Here is a 22,028-nt window from a genome sequence, read left to right on the forward strand (position 1 = left end):
CGGCCGGACGCCGCAGCGCAAGGCTCTGGGTCGAGGTCTGGCGAGATGGTTTCGACCGTCCGTGGTGCCGGGAACAGCCATGCGTCAACGGGACGCAGGAACCACGTCAATCTCGATGGGGTTGCAACACGAGGTCCCGATTGACGATCACCCGCAGCGGCAGGCCGGGGCGCTGCGTAAGGGTCGGCTTGATGTCCAGGTTGCGCCGCGCCATCTCCTGGCCAACCTGGTTCACCGTGTCCTGCAGGCTGTCACGCCCCGCGATGATCACCTGGTCACCGTCGCCGCGGTTCGACGGGGACGCCAGTTCTGCGCCGATCCCCAGCACGCTGGTCATGGCGGCGCCTGCGACGATGCGATCCCAATGCCAATCAACCCCGTCTTCCAAACCAGCGTAACCGGCGGCATCGGTGCCGACGAGGCTGTCCAGCTGGAAGGACGAGGTATCCGGGAGGATTACGCGTTGCCAAGCCACTTGCACGCGCTGCTGGCCGTAGCTGACCTGGCTGTTGTAGCGGCCCAGCAGCCGTGAGCCTTGCGGGATGAGCAGGTGTGCTCCGGTTGCACTGTCATATACCGGCTCGGTTACGGTGGCGATGACGTCACCCGGCAGGTCCGACTTGATGCCGGTTACCAATGCCGCTGCGATTACCGTGCCGGCCATGACCTGATACGGCGATTCGGGCATTTCAAGAAATCCGGAATTACGGGTTTGCGTATTTGAAGAGATGTTGAGAAACGCCTCGTTCCTGTCTCGTTGTCCAGATGAGTCGGAGCCAATAGGGCGCTGTGCAATCAGTGAACCCGCATCCATGTTTGGCGTATCGGCCATCTGCTGCGCAGGGCTTGACTGGTGGCCAGGGCTCCCGATCGAGCGGAAGAATACCGGCGACAGCGCCGCTTCCTCGGCTTCCTTTTGCCTGGCCAGGCGTTCGCCTTCAGCCTGGTCAATTGCATCAAGTGAGAGATCCGGACCTTGGGTTTGTTGCTCGGTCCGGATGATTGCGCTGCCCAGATCACCGGGCAAGGGAGGTCCAAGTTCGGGCGCCTTGGGCGGCGGCAGCTGAGAGTAGTCCGAAGGCAGTTGTCCCAATGCTTCGGCCGGGACGATGCGTTCCACGTTGTAGAGCTCGCTTGGTGACGTTCCCTGGCGAGGCGGCCTGGGTTGCAGTGACCACAACATGGCTCCGAGCATCAGGGTGGCCATCGAACCGATGACTACGGCCAGTGCCCGTGGGTTCAGACGGGTGACGCGCCGCGGTTGCGCCCGCAATTCAAGGGATTCGGGCGCGACCTTGGGCTGCGGCGCTGGACGATGATCCTCGTCAGAGGTGTCCGGAGTGCTCATGCTTATCGTCCGCGGGCCAGGCCATCGGTGCGTTCTATCCGAACCACCTCGCCGTTGTCCGCGCCAAGCCGCAGCTCGGCCGCCCCGAAAAGGCGGTCGACGATGTAGTAGGGCGCACGGAATCGGTAGTTGACCAACTGGCCACCCCCCTCAGGACCGATTACGAACAACGGGGGCAGTTCGCCTTGGGCAATGCCTGCCGGAAACTGGATGTATACCTTGCGTCCATCGTCGAACGCCCGCAGCGGCTTCCAGGACGGGTCGCTGCCACTGATCGCATAACGAAAGCGCAGCTGATCCAGCCTAAGCCCCGCATCGATGGGAGCTGCAGCGCGTGCTTCGGCAGAGCGGCGCTGCAGGGCCAGCAGGTGATCGTGCGGGTAGTCCCAGGACACCGACGCCATCCAGGCGTGCTCCGTCGAGGTCAACTCGATGAGGTAGGTGCGCCGCGTCGTGGTGATGAGCAGGTTCGTCCTGAGGTCCACGCGGGTGGGCTTGACCAGCACGCTGACTTTCATTGCACCATCGCTGCCGCTCGAGGTGTCGCCCACGATCCAGCGTACGGTATCGCCGGCAGCGACCGTCACCAACTCCTCCCCGGCCTGCAGGTTGATGGCTGTCACCCGCCCGGGGCTGGTGTACACCTGGTACAGCGCGCCCTCCGAGTAGGGCCAGACCTGGATTGCGTCGATGTAGCCCTCGCCGGTTGGAGGGACTCGTGCCTTGCGGTTGGCGCGAGCGACTCGCTCTCGCTCATCGGCCGGTTCCTGCGGCCGCGTGTTTTTCGGCAGTGGCTTCAGTTGAGCGGGTAGCGCCAGCGGTTGCGCAATGGTCACCACCTCGATGGGCTTCGGCGGTTCCGGTTGCGGATGGGCCTGAATCGGTTCGTCCAAAGAGACCTTCGGTGGCGGGGCGTTCCGGCTGGAACAGCCACAAACGAGGGTTAGCAGAAGAAAAATGCAATAAAGCGGTGCATGGGTTCTCATGGCTGAGCGCTTCCTTTGGACGTGTCCAGTTCCCGGCTCCACGACAGGCCGTTGATGTAGATGCCCAGCGGATTGTTGCGAAGCGCCTGCTCGGTGCGAGGCGGCTGCACTACCGTCGAGAGCACGGCGGTCCAGCGCTCCGTACCCGCCGCGGAACTGTTGACATAGCGTTGCTCGTTCCAGCGCACCTGGAATGAATGCTCGCTGGCCCTCACCACGCTGGTGACCTCGACCGTCACCGAGTCCTTGCCGACACGGGCGAAGGGATCATGTGTTCGTGCATAGTCGTTGAGCGTCGCGGCGCCTCGATCGGTGGTGTAGTGGTAGGCAGCCAACCAGTTCTGCCTGAGCACGATCGGATCGATCGAAATGGCGCGCACCAGGGTGATGAAGCGCGCGAGGTGATGGGCTATCAGGGCGTCGCTTGGCTGGTACGTGCTTGCTGCCTCTCCTACGGCCCGGACCTGCCCTGCGCTGTCGACTTCCACCACATAGGGCGTAACCAGCGACTGCGATGAGCGCCAGAGCAGGCCAGCCGCCATGAGCAGCGCAAGGCCCAGGCAGCCGAACGCCATAAGGCGCCAGTTCCTGGCCTGGACGCGACTGGCCCCCAGGCGTTCATCCCAGACCTGGGCCGCAGCCTGGTAGGGGGTTACCGGCTGCGGCGTCTCCGAGTAACGGGACCTGGCTCGTCTGAATCTCATCGGCATGGTCCTCAAGCCTCCGGAGAATCGTTGAGGTGCGGGCCGGAAGCGGAGCCGCCAGCATCGCCACCGCGCAGCGTGTGAGCAATCGTCGAGGCCGCCTGGCCGACCTGCTGCTTGCGCTGCAATTGCCTGGCCCAGGGCGGAGGCGGGGCGGCTACGTTGGGCATGGCTGGCGAGCCGCTGCCCGGATTCATCGTGCCGGTGGGTGTGGTGCTGCCGGCCAGTCCGCTGGCCATGTTTGCAGCCGATCCTGCTCGCGCTAGTCCCCCGACCCGCGGTGCCATTCGCGCCCCTGCTACCGCCGCGCTGCCGGCTCCTGTCGCCAGTGCCGTGGCGCCTGCTGCCATGCCGGCCGCTCCCAGCGTCGTACCGGCCGCCGCACCGGCGCCCAGTTGCGGTGCTCCGGACACTAGGCCGGTGGCAATGCCTGGACCGAATATGCCCAGCCCCAGCATGGCCAATGCTGCCAGCATCGTGGCCAGCGCATGATCGATCGTTGGCTCGTCGGGTGTGCTCAGGAACTGGTCGAACAGGCCGCTGCCGATGCCCACGATGACGGCGAGCACCAGGATCTTGATGCCCGACGACACCACGTTCCCCAGTACCTTCTCGGCCAGGAAGGCCGTTTTGTTCCAGAGCGCGAACGGCACCAGGACGAATCCGGCAAGCGTGGTCAGCTTGAATTCGATGAGCGTGACGAAGAGCTGGATCGACAGGATGAAAAAGCTGACCAGGACCACCAGCCAGGCAAGAAAGAGCACGACGATGCTGTCGAGGTTGGTGACCGTCTTGGTGATGCCGGTCAGGCTGGCGATGTGCTCGAGCAGCGGTCGGCCGGCTTCCACACCGATGGCCGCGAGGCGGCCGGGCTGCAGGAAGTGCTCCTGCGACAGCGACGATCCCGATGCCCGCAGCCCGAGGCCGGCGAACGAGTCGAATACGATTTCGGCGAGCCCATTGAAGTTGCCGATGATGAAGGCAAAGGCACCGACGTAGAGGGTTTTGCGTATCAGCTTGCCGATGACGTCGTCGCCGGCCGTTGCCCAGAACAATCCGGCCAGTGTCATGTCGATCGCCACGAGCGTGGCTGAAACAAAGGCGACATCCGGGCCCAGCAGGCCGAACCCCGAGTCGATGTACAAGGAAAATACCTCCAGGAAACGGTCGATCACGCCGACGTCATTCATTGGTGCGGCTCCTCGAAGCTGGGCGGTATCAGAGGAAGGCTCTCGGGCGTGAGGAACTCGCCCGGTAGCGCCTGGCCGGAGTAGAACCGCTGCGAGGCTTCGAACAGGCAGGCCGGTTTTGCAGGCTCCGATCCGGGCTTTTCACGCTCGCAGCCGGCAAGCACCACCGCGCCAAGGGCCGCTACAGCTGGTGCGAGGCGCAACTGTCTCATCGCGCGAACAGCCTGACCGGCTGGGGGGTATACGGCGTTCCGGTGCCCATGAAGCGACGTCGCTGTTCACGTGCCTGTTCCTCGCCGGCGACCTGCCGTGCCTGGTCGAGCGCTGCAGCGCGGCCCTGGGCCAGCGCCAGTTGCTGGGCCTGGATTGCCTGCTTGGCCTGTAGCGCCAGGAGCTGGTTGGTGGCCTGGGTGGCCTGTAGCGAGCCCAACGCAGAGTGACTGCGCGCCAGTACATCGGCCAGGACTGCCTGGTCTGCATCCAGGTTCTGCGAGACCTGGGCCTGCATGCGAAGCGCGGTATGGATACCGTCGCGAGCCTGGCTCCAGCGCTCGTGCTCATGTCCGGTCATCAGCGTCCCGGCCGTTGCGGCGCTGTACCGTTCGGGATACAGGCGCGCAAATTCCTGATCCATCCGGGCGACCTCGTAGGCAAGCCCCCGCGCCTCGTCGAGCAGACGTTCGCTTTGAGCAAGTGAGCGCCTCAACCGATTGATGGCGTTGAAGTCGAGCGAGGCGAGGTGGCGCGCCTGGTTGAGCAGCATCTGCGTCTCATTGTTGAGCTGGCGGATCTGGTTGTTCGTCACATGCAGGGTGCGAACTGCCGTCAGGGTGTTCTGCACCAGGTTGGTCGGGTCGATCACGGTTATTGCCTCGGCTCGGCCAAGCAGCAACTGGCCGATCGTGAGCAGTACTGCCACGGTGCGGAAGCAGGCTGGCCGGCTCATGTCGCGTTCGCCTTTGCCGGTGGATGCGTGCCGAGCAGATTGGCGGCCCAGTCCAGCCCTCGCGCCCGTAGCCAGGCGCTGGGGAACCCGTCGCGTCCGTGCGCCTGCAGCAGGCGGTCGATGAGAGGGTGATCAGGAGGGCTGGCCGCAGCGGCAAAGGCCAGGGCCACAGGTCCCAGGCCGAGCTCGAACAGCCTGTTGCCCTGACGGGACTGGTAGTAGTAGTCGCGCTTGGGGGTGGCCCGGGCAACGATCTCGATCTGCCGGCTATTGAGGCCGAATGCCTGGTACAGATCCCTGACCTGCGGCTCCTGCGCCTGCGGGTTCGGAAGCAGGATGCGGCTCGGGCAGCTTTCTATCACGGCGGTTGCGATGCCCGATTCACGTACATCGGCCAGCGATTGGGTTGCAAAGACGACCGATACGTTCTTCTTGCGCAGCGTCTTGAGCCATTGGCGGATGCGAGCTGCGAAGAGCGGGGTGTCGAGAAACAGCCACGCCTCGTCGAGTATGAGCAATGTCGGCGATCCGTCGAATTGCGCTTCGAAACGCTGAAACAGATACCCGAGCACAGCGGCCACCGCAGCCTTGCTTGGCATCAGCGCCTCCATTTCGAAGCACTGTACGTCCGCCGATCCCAGTCGCTCCTCGTCTGCGTCGAGCAGGCGTCCATGGGCGCCGTCCAGCACGTAGGGCTGCAATGCCTCGCGCAGCCGCGCATCCTGCACGAGCACCGTGAGGCCCGTCAGTGTGCGTTGTCCAACCGGTGCGCCGGACAGGCTCTGCAGCGCCGTCCAGATGGCCGCCTTCTGCTCGGGTTCCAGTCGGACTCCTTCCTGTAGCAGGCATGCCTGAAGCCACTCGCTTGCCCAGCTGCGATGCGCTGGTTCATCGATTCGTGCCAGTGGCTGGAAGGCGATTCCTCCCTCGCGCCCCAGGTCGTAGTGCTCGCCGCCCAGCCCGAGCGCCGTGGCGCGCAGCGAGCGGCCCATGTCGAACATCAACACCCGTGCGCCGCGATAGCGGCGAAACTGCATGGCAAGGATGGCCAGCAGCACCGATTTGCCCATGCCGGTGGGGCCGACCACCAGGGTGTGGCCAACATCGCCAACATGGGTGACCAGCCGAAAGGGCGTGGCGCCGTCGGTGCGCGTGAGCATCAGTGCAGGGCCGTCAAGATGGTCATTGCGCGCGGGACCTGCCCAGGCTGCCGAGACGGGCATCAGGTGCGCCAGGTTGAGCGTGGAGACAACCGGCTGTCGCACGTTTGCGTAGGCGTGACCGGGTATGGACGATAACCAGGCCTCGACCGCGTTTAACTGCTCGGAAATCGTGACCAGTCCGCGTGCCTGGATCGTGCGCTCGACGAGCCGCTGCATCTCGTCCGCCCGCCGCGCATCGATATCGGCCACCGTGATGGTGACGGTCATGTAGCCGAAGGCGACGAGGTCGGCACCCAGTTCCTGCAGTGCTGCATCGGCATCCGCCGACTTGTTAGCTGCGTCACTGTCGATCAGCGGGCTTTCCTGTTGGAAGAGGGTTTCGCGCATCAGCGCCATCACGCCCTTGCGCTTGGCAAACCACTGGCGCCGCAGTCGCGTCAGCTCGGCGAGCGCCTCCACCTTGTCCATGCAGATGAAGCGGGTCGACCAGCGATAGGTGAGTGCCAGGTGATTCAACTCGTCGAGTACGCCCGGCCAGGATGAGGACGGCAGTCCTCGTACCGACACCACCCGAAGATGCTGGTCGCCGAGCATGGGCGACATGCCGGTGGTCAGCGGGCGATCGGCCAACAGAGCATCCAGATGAAAGGGGATGTCCGGAACTGAGATCGACTGCCGTTCGGTCGACACCGTGCCGTGCAAGTAAGACAGCGTTTGCTCGTCGTTCAGCCACTTGCATTCGGGCACGACACCCTCGAGCAGATCCTGGAACCGATCGGCCTCTGCAATGAAGTCCGACAGTTGGCGGCGCCAGTCCATCCCATTGCGTGGGGCATCTGCATAAAGCAGCCTGCTGGCGTTCGCGTGAGCATCTTCCCTGGGCAAATAGGTCAGCGTCAGGAAATAGCTGCTCTCGAAGTGGCCGCAATTGCTCGCAAAGTAGGCCCGTCGCTCTTCGTCGACGAGCCAGGAGACAGGATCGGGAAACAGGCTGCTCGGATAATGCTCGGCCGCATGGCGATCGGCCTCGATATGCAGCATCCAGCCCGAGGCCAGGCGCCGCAGCGCATTGTTCAGGCGCGCGGTGGTAGCGATCAACTCGGCTTGGGTGGCACTTTCCAGGTCGGGGCCGCGGTAGCGCAGGGACCGCTGGAACGAGCCGTCCTTGTTCAGTACGACGCCGGGAGCGACCAGGCCTGCCCAAGGGAGCCAGTCGGCAATCCTGGCAGGCTTGTCCTGATATTCACGCAGGTTCAGCACGGCGCATTCCTAGACGTCCAGCAGCGGGGGATACTTGATGTGGCGCGCGAACACCTGCAGGAACTGCGGGTCCAGTCGCGCTCCCCAGACAGCCAGGGCATGCCCGGCGAGCCAGAGCCCCAGGCCCGGTAGCCACATCTGCAGGCCAAGGCCAACCACGGCCGCCAGGGTGCCGTTGAGTATTGCAACGCCTCGCGGGGCGCCGCCGAGCAGAATCGGCTCGCAGAGCGAGCGGTGCAGTGGTACCTCGAATCCCTGCAGGTGCTGGCTTGAGTCCTTCATGTGATCAAGGCCCCGCCTGCAAAGCTGAAGAAGCTCAGGAAGAACGAGGACGCCGCGAAGGCGATCGACAGGCCGAACACGATCTGGATCAGCTTGCGAAAGCCGCCGCTGGTGTCGCCGAAGGCCAGCGCCAGGCCTGTGGTGATAATGATGATCACCGCGATGATCTTCGCGACCGGCCCCTGCACCGAGTCGAGGATCGACTGCAGCGGGGTTTCCCACGGCATACCGGAGCCGGCAGCGAGCGCAGGCAACGCAACGGCACACAGCGACAGGCACGCTGCGTGATGCAGCAATACGCGGCAGTGCGAAAAGCGAACGCGTCGGTTCATGGCAGGGCTCCATCGATATCGAATGTGGTGCAGGAGGCGGTACTGTCGAGCGGTTCCAGCCGGTAGCCGGCATCGTCGTGGCCAACGACCCGTGCAATCTGCTGAACTCGTCGTCTACGCCCACGACCCGCCAGGAACACGACGAGGTTTACCGCCTCGACAATCAGCGATCGCGGCGCATTGAGCGCAACCTCGAGGATCAACTGTTCAAGGCGCAGCAGCGCGCCAACGCAGGACCCGGCATGGATGGTGGCAATGCCGCCCGGATGCCCGGTGCCCCATGCCTTGACCAGGTCCAGGGCTTCCGCACCGCGTACCTCTCCAACGACGATGCGGTCAGGGCGCAGACGTAGCGTGCTGCGCACGAGTTCGGCCATGGTGACGACGCCTGCGAGCGTACGCAGGCTGACCAGGTCCTCGGCACCACATTGCAGTTCGAGCGTGTCCTCGAGCACGACCACCCGGTCGCCTGAAGCGGCGATCTCGGCCAGCAGAGCATTGGCCAGGGTCGTCTTGCCGCTGCTGGTGCCGCCGGCGACGAGGATGTTCAGCCGATCGTGGACGGCCTTTCGAAGAAGCTGCGCCTGCGAGGACGTGAGGATGCCATCGCGCTCGTATTGGTCGAGCGAGATGATCCTCCTGGCGTGTTTTCGCAGTGCGAAGGTCGGCGCCGGTGAGGCCGGTGGCAGGATGCCTTCGAAGCGCTCGCCGGTATCGGGTAGCTCGGCGCTCAGCAAGGGCCGTTCACGATGCACCTCACGGCCGATCTGCGCGGCTACCAGGCGGATGATCCGCTCGCCGTCTGCGCACGGTAGCGCACCGAGCGGGGAACGCCCGCAGGACAGCCGGTCGATCCACAATCGTCCGTCCGGATTGAGCATGATCTCCAGGACGTCGGGGTCGTTCAGGGCAGTGTTGATCAGCGGTCCCATGGCCGTGCGCAGCATCAGCACGCGGCGATCCGGGGCGCCGGGGCGGGAGGAGGCGACGAAGGACTTCACAGGCGTCCCTCCTGTACGCCGTCAGCGGCAGGTGCCTTGACCGGTTCGCAATCGGTATTGAGCTCATCGAGCAGCCGACGCCCTTTTTGCACGCGGCGTCCCAATTGCTCGATGAATTGGGAAAAGCGCAGTCGGCCCTGAGCCCTGGCCGCTTCCTGATGTGCTTCCGGAACTGGCGTGCTGACCGTCAGGTAATAGCGCACGTACAGCGCCACGGTCTCGATCAGGATGTTCTGGTCCCGCTCCAGTCGCTCGAACTGACGCGACAGCCGGTCCAGGCGCTTGGCCATGGCTGTCTCTCGTTGCTCGCCCGGGACAGGCGACAACCAGCTGGCCAGGGCTGCCGCCACGATCGACGACTTGGACACGCCTTTCTTGATGGCCAGCTCGTTCAATCGCTTGGCGTGATCAGGTTCGATGAAAAGGTTCAGTCGCGCTCGGCTCATGGGAGAACCCCATCATCCAGGTCGAGAGAAGCCTCGCGCACCGGCGCCGTCGCCACCGAGGCGGGGGAGGTGATGGGGGCGTCGTCATCGTCATCCAGCAATCGCAGGTCGGTCGTGGGTGCCAGCGAGATCGGTCCATCGTTTGACCGGTCGCGATAGTTGAATGGAGACGGGACGCTGCCCTCTGCCGAGTAGTCCGGCTCGGTCGCCTGGTGATGGCAAACAACGGTCGTCGGTGCTGTCAGGCCGGTCCAGTCGTCAGGGCGGGCAGGCGGGGCGTCGAGGTAGTGCACCGCGCAGAGCGTCGGCGCGGGGCACACGCGTTGCGTGAAGTTCGCGTCCTCGTAGTAGCGAAGCTTGCGTGCGCGGATAGGCGGGTGGCCCGAAACCATTACCACGCATTCATCGGCCGGAAGCTGCATGACTTCGCCGGCAGTGAGAAGTGCGCGAGCGGTCTCCTGGCGAGAAACCATTAGATGCCCCAGCCATGGTGCAAGGCGATGTCCGGCATAGTTGCGCTGGGCGCGAAGCTCGGTAGCCATGCCCAGCGTCTCGGAAATGCGTTTGGCCGTGCGTTCGTCATTGGTGGCGAACGTGATGCGGATATGGCAGTTGTCCAGGATCGAATGGTTCTGCCCGTAGGCCTTGTCGATCTGGTTGAGTGACTGGCAGATGAGGAAGGCACGCAGGCCATAGCCTGCCATGAAGGCCAGCGCGGATTCGAAGAAGTCGAGCCGACCCAGGGCCGGAAACTCATCGAGCATGAGCAGCAGCCTGTGCTTGCGCTCCGTGCCGTCCGAGCCGTCCAGTGATTCGGTCAGGCGGCGGCCGATCTGGTTGAGGATCAGGCGGATCAGTGGCTTGGTGCGGCTGATATCCGATGGCGGCACGACCAGATACAGCGACACGGGATGCGGTGCAGCGATGAGATCCACGATGCGCCAGTCGCAACGCGACGTCACGGCGGCAACCGTTGGATCTCGGTAAAGGCCCAGGAATGACATCGCGGTGGAAAGCACACCCGAGCGTTCGTTCTCGCTCTTGTTGAGGACCTCACGTGCCGCAGAGGCCACGACCGGATGGGGGTGACCACCCATGTGCGAGGTGGCCATCATCCTGTGGAGTGTCAGTTCGAAGGTGCAGGTCGGATCGGAAAGAAAGTTGGCCACGCCTCTGAGCGTCTTGTCGTCGCCTGCGTACAGCACGTGCAAAATGGCGCCGACCAGCAGCGAGTGGCTGGTCTTCTCCCAATGGTTGCGTCGCTCCAGGGCGCCTTCGGGGTCTACCAGGACGTCCGCGATGTTCTGCACGTCGCGGACCTCGTGGGCCCCTCTTCGAACCTCAAGCAACGGGTTGTATGCCGCAGACGCTGGATCCGTGGGGTTGAACAGCAGGCAGTGCGAGAAGCGCGAGCGCCACCCTGCGGTCAGGTTCCAGTTTTCTCCCTTGATGTCATGGATGACGGCCGAAGCCGGCCACGAAAGCAGGGTGGGGACGACCAGGCCTACTCCCTTGCCCGAGCGGGTCGGGGCAAACGCCAGTACGTGCTCGGGACCGCCATGACGCAGGTATAGGTGTTCGAAGCCGCCGAGAAATACACCGGAATCGGCCATTAACCCGGCCTTGCGTACCTGCTTCGTATCGGCCCAACGGGCCGAGCCATAGGTGGTAACGGTCTGCGCTTGGCGGGCCCGCCAGAGGGCCATGCCGATCGCTACGGGTACAGAGAGTGCGCTTCCAGATGCCGCGATCAGGCCGGCGGTATCGAAGACCCGGGGTGCATACGCCCCGAAGAGGAACCACCACTCGAATATCTGCCACGGCTGATAGACGGGCGTGCCGGACAGCTCGAACCATGGGCTGCCGAGCCATCGCGAGTGGTGGAGCGAAGACGCCGTCCACTGTGTTGCCGTCCAGACGCTCGTAAGCACGATGGCGCAAACCACCGTTACCTGTCCGTACAACACGCCCGTTGCCTGCTTCACCGTGCCGTCGCCTCTTATGCTCACGGCACGCAAATGTGCCGCGGGCAACAGATTCGGCAGTCGGCGCACAGACATCAAAGACCGTCTCGGCCACGACTATGTTCTCCACGGATACAAGCGCGCGACGACGCACATTAGCCAATGCAGACGAACCACGGCGAGGAAAGGATTGCAGCGAACCGAGGAGGGATGACTGTTACTTCGGCGGCGTCCAATTTGTGCCAAGAGTTGAAACCGATCCATTCAACGGCTGCGATTTTGTAGCCTTCGGCCGCACACCATGACGAGGGGCTGTAGTCAGGGAGCTACAAGTCAATCTCAAAGGACGAGCCCTACGCCAGGGTTCGCGCAGCGCGCGCTTTCGCGTATCCCGACAGTCCGATCTTGATGCCGACCAGCATGGGTGCAGCGATTACAAATAGCAGTACAACAGCGAGGAACGCCGTGTCGAATGCAATCACCGTGGACTGACCGATCACGGCCTGGCGTAGCAGGCTTACCGCCGCTCGGCCAGCGGCCGCTGCGTCCATCCCGTTCGCCGTCAGCATGGCTGCAGTGACCGTCAGCCGTTCGGTGATCGCGCTCCCCCCTGGGCTGAGGTTCGCGCCTTGGACCACGGCACTGGCGACGACGCTATGGTCTATCAGGGTCTGCAGGCCGGCGACCCCCATCAGACCACCCAACTGGCGACCGATATTGAAGAGGCCAATTCCGCAGGCGAGGTTTCGGCTGTTGAGGTTGCTGAACGCGATCAGCGTGATCGATAGGAACAGCAGGCCCAGGCCGAAACCGCGCAACAGGATGGGCGCCAGCATATCGTGCGTGCCGCTTTCGCTGGTTGAGCCTGAGAGCATCCACATCGCCAGCATGATCATCATGATGCCAAAAGGTACGGTGGCGACCGGCGGAACGCGGCGAGTTTGGAAGAGAAGGGCTGAAATGAGCAATCCGCCTATGAACAAGGCGCCACTGGGCAACAGGAGTAGGCCGGCATCGGTAGGCGTGAAGTCGAGGACTGACAGGGCGAACGCCGGGATCAGGAACGCGCTACCGAACAGGGCGGCGCCGGCGACAAAACTGACGATGAAGGCGAAGGAAAAATCCTCCGATCCGAACAGGCTGAAATCGAGCAGACCCTGTCTCCTGGCCAAGACTTGCTGGCCGAGAAAAGCCAGCAGCGCGGCGGCCCCGATCACGCTCAGCCACAGAATGCGTGCCGCTTGGAACCAGTCCCAGCGGCTCCCCAGGCTGAATACGTAGGTGAAACAGGACAGGCTGATGGCGATCAGTGCGAAGCCGATCCAGTCAAACGGCTGTTGCCGGTTCCTGGCCGGCATCGGGCCGTCTGCGCTCAGCAATCGGGCCGTCTGCGCTCAGCAGAAGACCGCTGGCCGCCAAGGCCAGCGGCACAACGCCGAAGAAGATCCATGTCCAGGATTGGCTATCGACCAACCACCCCTGTAGGGCAGGGGCGAGCGTTGCGGGCGCGACCACCGAGCCCATCGCGAACAGCGCTTGAAGGACGGGCTGATGGTCGCGCGGATAGGTGTGGAAGATGATCGCCTGGCCGCTGACCAGCAGGGTGCCGCCGGCGAAGCCTTGACTCATTCTCAGCGCGACCAGCAGGTCCAGCCGAGCGGTGAGGGCGGCGACGGCACACGCCAGGCCCATGACCAGGGTCGCGCCGATGATCACGGCGCGTGCAGGGAAACGGCTCATCAGCCAAGGGGCGGTGATGAAGCCAATCAGCTTGAGCGCGGTGTAACCAATATCCAACCAGGTGAATTCATCCGGCGTTGCATGGGTGTCGCCGATGATATCGCCGCGCCCGAGCGCCAGAGCGGTGCCGGCGAGCGCTTCCGTCAGGGTGGCCAGTAAGATGCCGGCAACGAGCAGAACGCCGGTCCTCGCGCTGGTAGTGCTCGGTGAGGCGGTGGCAGCTTTGTTCATAAGCCGCCCTCTTGCGCAACCTCGACCCGTGCGGACAGACCAGGCACGATGCGGCCTGGCAACGGGTTGTGGGACAACCGGATTTTCACCGGGACACGCTGTACGACACGCACGAAGTTCCCGGTCGCGTTGTCGGTAGGCAGCAGGCTGAACGCCGAGCTGCTACCCGGGGCAAAGCTGTCGATCACGCCCTGGAGTGCCCCGTCGGGGTAGCCGTCTACTGTGATGCGCGCGCTGGCCAGGGCGGATATGTTCGAGTTGGGTTTCCTTGAAATTCGCCACGATCCACACATCGTTGACCGGCACGATATCGAGCACGGCAACGCCCGGCGTAACGAAGCGGCCGATGCGGACCTGGCGGTTACCGATAACGCCATCGACAGGTGCACGTACCACGGTGCTGTCCAGGTCGATCTGGGCGAGGTCGCGCGCGGCCTGGGCCTGCGTCACCGATGCCACGGCGGCTTCCTGCTGGGCCACGAGGACGGTGATGCGCTGGCGCTGCGCCTCTAGCGTTGCCGAGGCGGCCTCTACCGTCGCCTCGGCTTTGGAGCGTGCAGCGGCGCTCTCATCGACCTGGGCTTGGCTGACCGCGTTGCTGCGGATCAGTTTGCGATGACGCTCATGGGTCTTGGTCGCCAGGTTCATCTCGATGCAAGGTAGTCCCGATCGTCGATGCGGAACAGGACGTCACCGGCGCGGACGCTTTGGTTGTCTTCGACCTCTAGCGACGTGACATAGCCGGCCACCTTGGCCGAGAGCGAGGTGACGTCGCCGCGAACATAGGCGTTGTCGGTCGAGGTCACACTGCTCCCTGACGTCACGTTCCATCCGCCCGCCACGACCAACACGGCGCTGATACACAGCAGTAGGCCGACCATCTTTCTCTTGCTTTGCAGCGCCGCTACGACAGCAATCTCGCCGCTTGCACCTGTAGCGATGGCAGCGTTGTCCTGGGGCGCGTTCATTTTTCAGTTCCGGTTGAATGGGGCGGCAGTTGTCTGCCGCCGGGCTATCGAGCGTCGAAGATCACGTTGATCGGGTCACTTCTTGATAGGTGTTACGAGCTCCTTTTCGTTGCTGTCAAGGACGAACACAGCCAACAGGCGTGCGGGTTCCGTGTCGCTGGCGTTCGCGCTGACTTCGTGCAGGGAGCCCGGCTCCTCTATGAAGTTTTCTCCGACGTGGTAGATCTTTTCCGGTTGACCCTTGACCTTGATGCGAAACGCACCGTCCAGGACCGTTGCATAGATGAAGGCCGTTTTCGGGTGGGTATGGGATGGCGATGCGCCGCCCGGTCCATACTCGACGACCACACCTTTCATGCTCTTGCCTGGAATGTTGGGAATGGGATGGTCAAACACGACTGTCACGTTGCGAACGGGCCCGTCATCGGCCGACGCGACGTTGATCGACAACGCTGCGAAGGCAGCGGCTAAGAGAAATCGAGTGAACATGGCGATGCTCCTTTGGTGTGTAGGTGTCTTGGCGGTGCGGCCCGTTACCGGGGCGAGGCTCTGAGTGGGCTCAGTGCCCCGCATGAGCCGTTGACTGGGCGAGCCAATCCTCGAAGTGGATCGCGCCCAGGCGCGGATTCCTGCCGGGAGTCAGCGATTGATCGTCGAGAACGTCGCCGAAGTAGAGCGCATGCACGTCCGGTACGACCTTGCGCGTGTCCTCTGTTGCCCGCAGGAAGCGCCTGACCAGATCGTCGAGTGGCATGGCCTCGGGACCGGCGACTTCGACCGTGCCATTGATCGGCGTTGCCAATGCGACATCGGCGAGCGCCGCCACCACGTCGTCGGATGCCAAGGGCTGTATCAGCGCCGGCGACAGGCGAATCTCCTCGCCAACGGTAGCCGAGAGTGCAATGCCGCCTACAAACTCAAAGAACTGCGTGGCACGCAGGATGCTGTAGGGAATGCCGGACGCCTTGATGATGTTTTCCTGGGCTACCTTGGCGCGGAAGTAGCCGTTGCCGGGTAACCGTTCGCTACCGACTATCGACAGGGCAACGTGATGGCAGACGCCGGCTGCAGCTTCTGCAGCGAGCAGGTTGCGACTCGAGGTCTCGAAAAACTCGAGCACCGCCTGGTCTTCCCACGACGGCGCGTTGGCTACGTCGACGACGATCTTGGCGCCATGCATCGCTTCGGCCAGTCCTTCACGGGTGATGCTGTTTACGCCAGTACTGGGAGCGGCTGCGAGCGCGTCATGGCCGCGCTCGCGCAGGTTCTTCACAAGTTTCGATCCGATGAGGCCAGTGCCTCCGATGACGACGATTTTCATGGGTTCTCTCCATGTTCCGACGGCAAACATTTGCTATCGATGTGGAGGAAAGAGTGCCTGTGCGCCGCAGGCAAGTCCTTGTACCGGCCTTGAGCTTGCCTTCTGGGATGCTTGGTTTTTCGTCCAAAGACATTGGTTAAGCGCGCCCGTGCCTTGCACGGTGCAGTGGCATAGGCGCTGCCGTATCATTGATGCCGAGTAGCAATCGCCAGGACACGGGGTCGAGGGCGCTAAGGGGATACTCGCCTTGCAATTCGTGTTTGAAGACTACGTGCTCGATCAGCAGCGTCGGGAACTGACCCTACGCGGGCAAGTCGTGGCAGTCGGGCCGCAGGTCTTCGATCTACTGCTGCAGCTGGTCATCCACCACGATCGCGTGGTCAGTAAGGACGACCTTTTGCAGGCGGTGTGGGGCGGCCGGATCGTCTCGGAATCGACCATTACCAGCCATATCAATGCGGTGCGCAAGGCCATCGGCGACACTGGCGAGCAGCAGCGCCTGGTGCGAACGGTCCCGCGTAAGGGTTACCGCTTCGTCGGCGAGATCACAGTCGGTCAGACCGGTGAAGCGCCGCGGCCGGACTGGCCAGGCAGCGGTGCCCCCCCGCCCGATGAGCCGACGCAAATGCGATCCACGCTCGCCCTCCCGGACAAGCCCTCCATCACAGTGTTGCCCTTCCAGAATCTGAGTGGCGATCCGGAGCAGGAGTATTTCGCCGACGGTGTGGTGGAAGACATCATCGCTGCGTTGTCGCGCATCCGCTGGCTGTTCGTCATCGCGCGCAACTCGAGCTTCACCTACAAGGGGCGGGTGGTAGACGTCCATGGCGTCGGCCAGGAACTTGGCGTGCGCTACGTGCTGGAAGGCAGCGTACGCAGATGCGGCAACAAGGTGCGAATCACCGGGCAACTCATCGACGCGACGACCGGGACGCATATCTGGGCGGAGCGCTTCGAAGGCCTGCTAAACGACATCTTCGAACTGCAGGACCGGATCGCCGAAAGCGTCGTTGGCGCCATCGCGCCGCAGCTCGAACGGGCAGAAATCGAGCGGGCCAAGCGCAAGCCGACGGAAAGCCTGGACGCCTACGACTATTACCTGCGCGGCATGGCGAAACTGCACAACGGCACCCGGGAAGCGATCGAGGAGGCGCTACCCTTGTTCTGCCAGGCCATCGAGCTTGATCCGGAGTTCGCATCGGCCTATGGCATGGCAGCGTGGTGCCACCTATGGCGCAAGTTGAATGGCTGGATGGCCGACCGGCCTCGAGAGATCGCCGAGGGAGCGCGGCTCGCGCGTTTGGCGGTGGAACTCGGTCGGGATGATGCGGTGGCGCTGACGCGCGGCGGACATGCACTGGGCCATCTCGCCGACGATATCGATGGCGGCATTGCGATCATAGACAGGGCACGCCTGCTCAATCCCAACCTCGCGCCCGCCTGGTTCCTCGGCGGTATCCTGCGAGTTCTTCGTGGTGAAACAGACGCCGCGATCGAGGATCTTGCGCATGCGGCTCGCTTGAGCCCGCTGGATCCGGAAATGTTCAGGATGCAGGTGGGGATGGCCCTCGCGCATTTCATCTCAGGGCGCTTCGATTGCGCCTTGACCTGGGCGGAAAAGGCGCTGGGCAACCTGCCTAGTCTCTTGGCCGCGGTTGCCCTGGTGGCGGCCAGCCACGCGCTCAGCGGACAAATGGAAAAGGCGCAGGAGGCAATGCAACGCCTACACGAGCTGGATCCTTCCCTACGCATTTCTCAGCTGAAGGACTGGCTGCCAATTCAGCGGCCTGAGGACCTCGCGCGGTTAGCGGATGGGCTGCGGCTGGCCGGATTGTCCGAATGACCGCGTGGATGGGCCAACGCAGATGTCTTACAGGCTGGGAGCCTGCGTGTCCGTCTTCTTACGGCCAGAAGCGGAAGCTGGCGACAGTGCATCGGGTGCCATGTTGTAGCCATCTGTCGATGGCAGCTTGCTGCAGACTGGTTTGTAGCACCTGTTGACAGCCTGCTGCCCCAGATTGATTAATAGCGGCAGATGAAAGCGCTTTACCGACTTGCCTTAACGTTAGAGAAGAGATTGAAGGCAAACTCGGGCTTTCTTGCGGCCTCTCCGCATGCTCTAACCACTCCAATTTGAATGGATGGTTTTCGCATGCCTGTTCGTCAGACATATCTATGCCTGTTAATCCTCGGAACCGCGTTCTGGGGGATTTCGTTTGCCTTCACCAAAGTGGGTGTTGCGGACGGGTCACCCTTCGTATTCCTGGGGTACAAGTTCGCACTCGCTACGCTAGTGCTTTGCGTGATCTTTTTCAGACGGCTGAAACTGATCAACAAAGAAACGCTCCTGGCCGGCGTGGCCATAGGTCTACCCTTGTGTTTGGGTAACATTTTCCAGACTGTCGGGCTTCAGCACACCAGCATCACCAACACCGCCTTCATCACTGGCCTGGATGTATTGCTCATCCCGGTCTTCAAGTGGGCTCTCTTTCGGAAGCGCGTCGAGCCTCGAATCTGGCTCTGCTGCGCCGTCGCGCTGACAGGGCTCTATCTGATCGTTACGAGGGCCGGGCTTACTCTGAATCCAGGTGACATCTGGATCATGTGCTGTGCAGTCTTTTTTGCCGCATATGTGCTCACGGTTGGCTTCTTCTCGCATAAGTACGACTCGATGCTTACGGTCATCACTGCGCTGGCTACCTGCGCTACTGGATGCCTTTTTGCTGCACTTTTCGACGCTAGGGCCGAATGGGCCCCAATGGATTCCTCCTTCTGGGAAGGAGTTCTGTTCTGCGCGTTGCTCGCCACAGCCTTCATGTACGCGGTTCAGAGTGCTGCGCAGAAGTATCTCGAAGAAGAAAAAGTAGCCCTGACCTACCTGTTCGAGCCCATCTTCGCAGCATTCGCGGGAGCGATGCTCCTTGGCGAAACCTTGGATGGAAGAACCCTGGCCGGTGCAGCTCTCATCTTTTCAGCTCTGCTGATCGCCGAGATTGATGTACCCAAGTTCTTATCCCGCCTGCTGCGCGCCCTGTTTGCCCCGTGGGCTAGGCGCCAATGAGTATTTGGATGGAATTCTGTGGAGGCTTTGGTCGGTAGCTGCCGGAGGCAGCATTTGGCCGGAAGCAGCCAGTGCTCTCGTGATCACCTCTTAGGGTTAGCGGTGAAAGCGTTCAGGGGCGAGACGGCCTGGGGCGGCTCGATGCGCAGCACACCAGTGCTGTCATACAGACCTCAGCTAGTCCTCTGCACATCATGTCCTTTCCAGTTCTCGCTCGATTCGACTCCACTCCCCATGAAGTCGAAAACGCAGGTAGGCGACCAGAACATGGTCGCGCATGCGGCGTAACCTGGAAGCCCGACGAGCCTGCAGGTTGCTGTCGATGTTATCGGCAAGCCAGGTACTGTCAAATGCCGTCCATATGGGGGGGATGGGCGCCTGCAGGTTAGAGTGGCAGACCGGCGCTACCTCCTCGAAGAAGGCTGCCTTTACCGCCGTACGGTCGTATCCTGCCAGCTGTCGCGCTATTGCTGGATAGTCGATATCGTTGTCGACGAAGGCGTCCGACAGCGCCGACCATAACCGAACGCGGTCGTCGTGAGTCAAAACACTTCCCACTTAGAGAACTCCTCGAGTTCGTCATCCAGGGCGTCGGCAGCCAGGCTGCCTGCAATCCCGCCAGCCGCACTGCCTGCCAGCACCATGGCAATGGCACAGAAAGGAGCGCCTGGGCCGCAGACGAGCGAGACGCTAAGACCTGCGAGAAACCCGCCACCAGCGCCGCCGCCGATGATCATGCCTTGGCGTGCAGTCTCCTTTACCTTGTTGTCGGCATTGAGAATCTCGTAGGTAGCAAATGCCGCAGTGACCAAAACGCCTACCTTGCCCATGATGCGGAGGCGATCCGAGCCCTTTGTGAACTTGGCGTTGTCGCGGCCGGAAGATTCAATCACTTCATAGTGAATCTGCCTCTTCTGCTCGATCGTGAGCGTCTCGTAGGGTTTACCGAACTTGCTGGTGGCGTACTTTTCGAACAGTCGAGGGAGGCTTAATGGCGTTTTTTTGTACTGCTGTGCCTTGGCGAGCCCAGTAACCGAAGTAATCTTCCGGTGCTCCACCATAATCTTGTTGCGCATCTCGTGGCAGAACTCGACCCCTACCTGGCTGCTTATCCTGCCGGCTGCCACGTCCGCCCGTACTTGGGCGGACATCCGCTTGATATTGGCGGCGTAGCTGGCGCGTGTCTGTGCGTCGCTGATGGCATCAAGCGAAAACCTTGTCGCCGCGCCTTCCAAGCTTGCGAGAGCCTCGTCGAGTGGCGAGCGGGGCAGGGTATGTCTGCTCTGCGTCTGGTATTGGCCAAGCACCTCAATGCTCCCGGTCATTCTTGGCTAATCCCCATGATGATGGCGAGCAGCTTGTCCGTTACGCTGGGCTGCTCGCCAACCTCTGGTACGGGAATCTCAATACGGGTACAGATTGATCCCGAGGGATTGCTAAAGACCACTCGGTTGTCGATTCCGAAGGCGCCATCAAGGCTAGATCCGTCATCGAAGTGGGCTACGCATCTCCAGCCGGTGTAACGCTCGGTTGCCGGAATCTGGAAGCCGATCCACTTGTCGGTCGCCAGAAATGACGGAGCGGTGAAGGGCGCCGTGATAACCGCATCGCCGATCAACACATCTCCCGATCCGCCGATTACGACTCCGCCATGGCTCAACGTGCTGTCCAGCATCGCGGCATTCTTGCCGTTGATAAATACGGTGGAGGAGAAAGCGCCGGATATGGTTTGGCCGCAGCCAGCAACGTCTCCTAGACGCGCAGCGGGACGGTTGTTGAACAGCACATCCGGGGAGCCGGACTCGATGGCCGGTGTGCCATGTCCGGGAATCGGGCAGGAGGTTGGGTCGCTCAGGCGAGCGGCGGGTTTGCCTGACATGAGAGTCCGTCTCGTAGTACGTCCAGAAATGGATCTGTTGGCTTACGGCAGGCCACTGTAGTGGACGGATTAGAGCGTTGCGGTGATCTTCATCGCGCATCGGCTATCAAGGCAAGCCCCAATGAGCTGCTATTCACCATGGAGTTGAAAGTCTGAATCGCCTGGTTTTGTAGATGCTTATGACCGCTCCTGGCCGTTAGAGACCGCTCATTTGGCAACTAGGCTGGAGACTGGTGCGCGAGATCACGGACGCAAGACGAAAAGTCGTTCGTCGTAGGTGAAGTCCAGTATTTGGCTGATCGTGACGTTCAACATTGCAGGGTGTAATGGGTTGAGCACGATGTTCCGTTCCAGTGGCATCACTGCTGACGGTACTATCAGGCCCAGGTGAGAGCCGCTTCTCAGCCAGGCCGTACCAAACGCCATGCTCGGCCGATCTGCAGGCAATGACGACCATCCTGTCGGAAGACTTTTCACGTCGGGTTCAAGGTAAAACGCGGGATCATCGGGCAGCTCGAGTTCGGTGATTTTCATGGGGAAAACCGGCCGCCTGGCCTGATGAACGAAGGTTTCCAGGCAGCAGATCGCGGGTGAGAGGCCTAGGTAGACAGCCGGCACCTCGGCGTCATTCCAGCGTCCGCCCTCAATGGCTGCACCCATACCCGAAAGATCTGCGGCGCGCTTGGCCTTGGCAATCCGCCATGCCTTCATCAGACCACGCCGCCCCATTCGATCGCATTCAGCACGCGACGCACCTGGCGAGCGCCAAGCTCCGTCTCGCACAGCGACAGAGGCGTTTGTCCACCAAGTGAATCGTTCGCTGTTGCCATCCAGCTGCTGGCCGCATCGGTGTCCTCGAAAACGTCCTCGGCCAGGACAGCCACTTGAGCAAGGCGATCAATTCGTTCAGATGCGATCGGGTCCAACGCTTCATGACTTTTGAGTCTGCGCTCCACGGTCGAAACCGATACGTTCGCGATGACGGCAATCATCGGTATCGTCAGCCGGAACGCCGACTTGGTCGCGACGAGCCAGTTGGGTTCGAAACCTGCACGGATTTGCGCAAGACGCTCATGCTCAGTGAGTGTCGATAGCTCATGGGCCATTTTCCAGAAACCCGGCTTCGCCGTGGCGCTGGCGGATCGTTTAATTGGCTGCTTCGCTACGGCGCTCATGGTGAATCCGTCATTTGATGTATTCGGATAC

Annotated in this window: 22 protein-coding genes and 1 pseudogene; 2 read left to right on the top strand and 21 right to left on the bottom strand. The window is 62.4% G+C overall.

Features of this window, described 5'->3' with window-relative positions:
* Positions 1-106: 106 nt before the first annotated feature.
* From U8L64_RS09305 to U8L64_RS09375, 16 genes and pseudogenes are all read right to left on the bottom strand, one after another.
* The gene (locus U8L64_RS09305) at positions 107-1,348 is read right to left on the bottom strand and encodes a TrbI/VirB10 family protein (RefSeq protein ID WP_333396452.1); all 1,242 of its coding nucleotides are present in this window, start codon (positions 1,346-1,348) and stop codon (positions 107-109) included.
* Positions 1,349-1,350: 2 nt separating this feature from the next.
* A complete protein-coding gene (trbG, locus tag U8L64_RS09310) occupies positions 1,351-2,334 on the bottom strand; it encodes a P-type conjugative transfer protein TrbG (RefSeq protein ID WP_043296973.1) in 984 nt (327 codons plus the stop codon).
* A complete protein-coding gene (trbF, locus tag U8L64_RS09315) occupies positions 2,331-3,038 on the bottom strand; it encodes a conjugal transfer protein TrbF (RefSeq protein ID WP_333396457.1) in 708 nt (235 codons plus the stop codon). The genes trbG and trbF overlap by 4 nt, the downstream gene beginning before the upstream one ends.
* A gap of 11 nt (positions 3,039-3,049) precedes the next feature.
* Positions 3,050-4,228 carry a P-type conjugative transfer protein TrbL gene (gene trbL / locus U8L64_RS09320; protein WP_333396460.1) on the bottom strand — a complete coding sequence of 393 codons (1,179 nt, stop codon included), beginning with the start codon at positions 4,226-4,228 and terminating at the stop codon, positions 3,050-3,052.
* A gap of 208 nt (positions 4,229-4,436) precedes the next feature.
* Positions 4,437-5,174 carry a P-type conjugative transfer protein TrbJ gene (gene trbJ, locus U8L64_RS09325; RefSeq protein ID WP_043296965.1) on the bottom strand — a complete coding sequence of 246 codons (738 nt, stop codon included), beginning with the start codon at positions 5,172-5,174 and terminating at the stop codon, positions 4,437-4,439.
* Positions 5,171-7,597, bottom strand: a complete 2,427-nt coding sequence (trbE, locus tag U8L64_RS09330) for a conjugal transfer protein TrbE (protein WP_333396464.1) — start codon at positions 7,595-7,597, stop codon at positions 5,171-5,173. The genes trbJ and trbE overlap by 4 nt, the downstream gene beginning before the upstream one ends.
* A 9-nt stretch (positions 7,598-7,606) precedes the next feature.
* A complete protein-coding gene (locus tag U8L64_RS09335) occupies positions 7,607-7,879 on the bottom strand; it encodes a VirB3 family type IV secretion system protein (RefSeq protein ID WP_043296961.1) in 273 nt (90 codons plus the stop codon).
* The gene (locus U8L64_RS09340; RefSeq protein WP_043296959.1) at positions 7,876-8,211 is read right to left on the bottom strand and encodes a TrbC/VirB2 family protein; all 336 of its coding nucleotides are present in this window, start codon (positions 8,209-8,211) and stop codon (positions 7,876-7,878) included. Before U8L64_RS09340 ends, U8L64_RS09335 begins: the two co-directional genes overlap by 4 nt.
* Complete coding sequence (trbB, locus tag U8L64_RS09345; RefSeq protein ID WP_333396761.1) at positions 8,208-9,158, bottom strand: P-type conjugative transfer ATPase TrbB; 951 nt, start codon at positions 9,156-9,158, stop codon at positions 8,208-8,210. The genes U8L64_RS09340 and trbB overlap by 4 nt, the downstream gene beginning before the upstream one ends.
* 50 nt (positions 9,159-9,208) lie before the next feature.
* Positions 9,209-9,658, bottom strand: a complete 450-nt coding sequence (locus tag U8L64_RS09350) for a CopG family transcriptional regulator (RefSeq protein ID WP_333396468.1) — start codon at positions 9,656-9,658, stop codon at positions 9,209-9,211.
* Positions 9,655-11,718: a conjugal transfer protein TraG gene (locus tag U8L64_RS09355; protein ID WP_081973337.1), complete on the bottom strand. Its 2,064-nt coding sequence runs from the start codon at positions 11,716-11,718 to the stop codon at positions 9,655-9,657. The genes U8L64_RS09350 and U8L64_RS09355 overlap by 4 nt, the downstream gene beginning before the upstream one ends.
* Before the next feature lie 257 nt (positions 11,719-11,975).
* Positions 11,976-13,001: a hypothetical protein gene (locus tag U8L64_RS20340; protein WP_442965275.1), complete on the bottom strand. Its 1,026-nt coding sequence runs from the start codon at positions 12,999-13,001 to the stop codon at positions 11,976-11,978.
* On the bottom strand, positions 12,949-13,593 hold the full coding sequence (locus tag U8L64_RS20345; RefSeq protein ID WP_442965276.1) for an MFS transporter: 645 nt from the start codon (positions 13,591-13,593) through the stop codon (positions 12,949-12,951). Before U8L64_RS20345 ends, U8L64_RS20340 begins: the two co-directional genes overlap by 53 nt.
* Positions 13,590-14,561: pseudogene (locus U8L64_RS09365) on the bottom strand (HlyD family secretion protein). Before U8L64_RS09365 ends, U8L64_RS20345 begins: the two are co-directional and overlap by 4 nt.
* A 75-nt stretch (positions 14,562-14,636) precedes the next feature.
* The gene (locus tag U8L64_RS09370; RefSeq protein WP_077683088.1) at positions 14,637-15,050 is read right to left on the bottom strand and encodes a cupin domain-containing protein; all 414 of its coding nucleotides are present in this window, start codon (positions 15,048-15,050) and stop codon (positions 14,637-14,639) included.
* Positions 15,051-15,120: 70 nt separating this feature from the next.
* On the bottom strand, positions 15,121-15,882 hold the full coding sequence (locus U8L64_RS09375) for an SDR family oxidoreductase (protein ID WP_333396472.1): 762 nt from the start codon (positions 15,880-15,882) through the stop codon (positions 15,121-15,123).
* Positions 15,883-16,129: 247 nt separating this feature from the next.
* Between U8L64_RS09375 and U8L64_RS09380 the strand changes: the two genes are divergently transcribed.
* Positions 16,130-17,725, top strand: a complete 1,596-nt coding sequence (locus tag U8L64_RS09380) for a winged helix-turn-helix domain-containing tetratricopeptide repeat protein (RefSeq protein ID WP_333396475.1) — start codon at positions 16,130-16,132, stop codon at positions 17,723-17,725.
* A 309-nt stretch (positions 17,726-18,034) separates the two neighbouring features.
* A complete protein-coding gene (locus U8L64_RS09385; protein ID WP_003291567.1) occupies positions 18,035-18,943 on the top strand; it encodes a DMT family transporter in 909 nt (302 codons plus the stop codon).
* 192 nt (positions 18,944-19,135) lie between these two features.
* Here the strand turns inward: U8L64_RS09385 and U8L64_RS09390 are convergent, their stop codons facing one another.
* The 5 genes from U8L64_RS09390 to parS form a co-directional block, all read right to left on the bottom strand.
* Positions 19,136-19,489 carry a DUF7079 family protein gene (locus U8L64_RS09390; protein WP_333396482.1) on the bottom strand — a complete coding sequence of 118 codons (354 nt, stop codon included), beginning with the start codon at positions 19,487-19,489 and terminating at the stop codon, positions 19,136-19,138.
* Entirely contained in the window at positions 19,486-20,268 is a 783-nt protein-coding gene (locus U8L64_RS09395; RefSeq protein ID WP_077683094.1) for a hypothetical protein, read from the bottom strand. Before U8L64_RS09395 ends, U8L64_RS09390 begins: the two co-directional genes overlap by 4 nt.
* On the bottom strand, positions 20,265-20,822 hold the full coding sequence (locus U8L64_RS09400; protein WP_043296948.1) for a PAAR domain-containing protein: 558 nt from the start codon (positions 20,820-20,822) through the stop codon (positions 20,265-20,267). The genes U8L64_RS09395 and U8L64_RS09400 overlap by 4 nt, the downstream gene beginning before the upstream one ends.
* Positions 20,823-21,065: 243 nt before the next feature.
* Entirely contained in the window at positions 21,066-21,533 is a 468-nt protein-coding gene (locus tag U8L64_RS09405) for an RES family NAD+ phosphorylase (RefSeq protein ID WP_333396487.1), read from the bottom strand.
* Positions 21,533-21,997, bottom strand: coding sequence for a type II RES/Xre toxin-antitoxin system antitoxin (gene parS / locus U8L64_RS09410; protein ID WP_077683095.1), 465 nt, complete (start codon positions 21,995-21,997; stop codon positions 21,533-21,535). Before parS ends, U8L64_RS09405 begins: the two co-directional genes overlap by 1 nt.
* Between the last annotated feature and the right edge of the window lie 31 nt (positions 21,998-22,028).

The organism is Pseudomonas sp. FIP_A4 (assembly GCF_036701605.1).
Classification (GTDB): Bacteria; Pseudomonadota; Gammaproteobacteria; order Pseudomonadales; family Pseudomonadaceae; genus Stutzerimonas; species Stutzerimonas phenolilytica.

Excerpts from the sequence above, each read along its gene's own strand:
- U8L64_RS09370 (WP_077683088.1), bottom strand. The coding sequence starts at position 15,050 with ATGTTCACTCGATTTCTCTTAGCCGCTGCCTTCGCAGCGTTGTCGATC.
- U8L64_RS09335 (WP_043296961.1), bottom strand. The coding sequence starts at position 7,879 with ATGAAGGACTCAAGCCAGCACCTGCAGGGATTCGAGGTACCACTGCAC.
- U8L64_RS09385 (WP_003291567.1), top strand. The coding sequence starts at position 18,035 with ATGCCTGTTCGTCAGACATATCTATGCCTGTTAATCCTCGGAACCGCG.
- U8L64_RS09305 (WP_333396452.1), bottom strand. The coding sequence starts at position 1,348 with ATGAGCACTCCGGACACCTCTGACGAGGATCATCGTCCAGCGCCGCAG.
- parS (WP_077683095.1), bottom strand. The coding sequence starts at position 21,997 with ATGAGCGCCGTAGCGAAGCAGCCAATTAAACGATCCGCCAGCGCCACG.
- trbG (WP_043296973.1), bottom strand. The coding sequence starts at position 2,334 with ATGAGAACCCATGCACCGCTTTATTGCATTTTTCTTCTGCTAACCCTC.
- trbF (WP_333396457.1), bottom strand. The coding sequence starts at position 3,038 with ATGAGATTCAGACGAGCCAGGTCCCGTTACTCGGAGACGCCGCAGCCG.
- U8L64_RS09355 (WP_081973337.1), bottom strand. The coding sequence starts at position 11,718 with ATGTCTGTGCGCCGACTGCCGAATCTGTTGCCCGCGGCACATTTGCGT.
- U8L64_RS09400 (WP_043296948.1), bottom strand. The coding sequence starts at position 20,822 with ATGTCAGGCAAACCCGCCGCTCGCCTGAGCGACCCAACCTCCTGCCCG.
- trbJ (WP_043296965.1), bottom strand. The coding sequence starts at position 5,174 with ATGAGCCGGCCAGCCTGCTTCCGCACCGTGGCAGTACTGCTCACGATC.
- U8L64_RS09405 (WP_333396487.1), bottom strand. The coding sequence starts at position 21,533 with ATGAAGGCATGGCGGATTGCCAAGGCCAAGCGCGCCGCAGATCTTTCG.
- U8L64_RS20345 (WP_442965276.1), bottom strand. The coding sequence starts at position 13,593 with ATGAACAAAGCTGCCACCGCCTCACCGAGCACTACCAGCGCGAGGACC.
- trbL (WP_333396460.1), bottom strand. The coding sequence starts at position 4,228 with ATGAATGACGTCGGCGTGATCGACCGTTTCCTGGAGGTATTTTCCTTG.
- U8L64_RS09340 (WP_043296959.1), bottom strand. The coding sequence starts at position 8,211 with ATGAACCGACGCGTTCGCTTTTCGCACTGCCGCGTATTGCTGCATCAC.
- U8L64_RS09350 (WP_333396468.1), bottom strand. The coding sequence starts at position 9,658 with ATGAGCCGAGCGCGACTGAACCTTTTCATCGAACCTGATCACGCCAAG.
- trbB (WP_333396761.1), bottom strand. The coding sequence starts at position 9,158 with ATGCTGCGCACGGCCATGGGACCGCTGATCAACACTGCCCTGAACGAC.
- U8L64_RS09395 (WP_077683094.1), bottom strand. The coding sequence starts at position 20,268 with ATGACCGGGAGCATTGAGGTGCTTGGCCAATACCAGACGCAGAGCAGA.
- U8L64_RS09375 (WP_333396472.1), bottom strand. The coding sequence starts at position 15,882 with ATGAAAATCGTCGTCATCGGAGGCACTGGCCTCATCGGATCGAAACTT.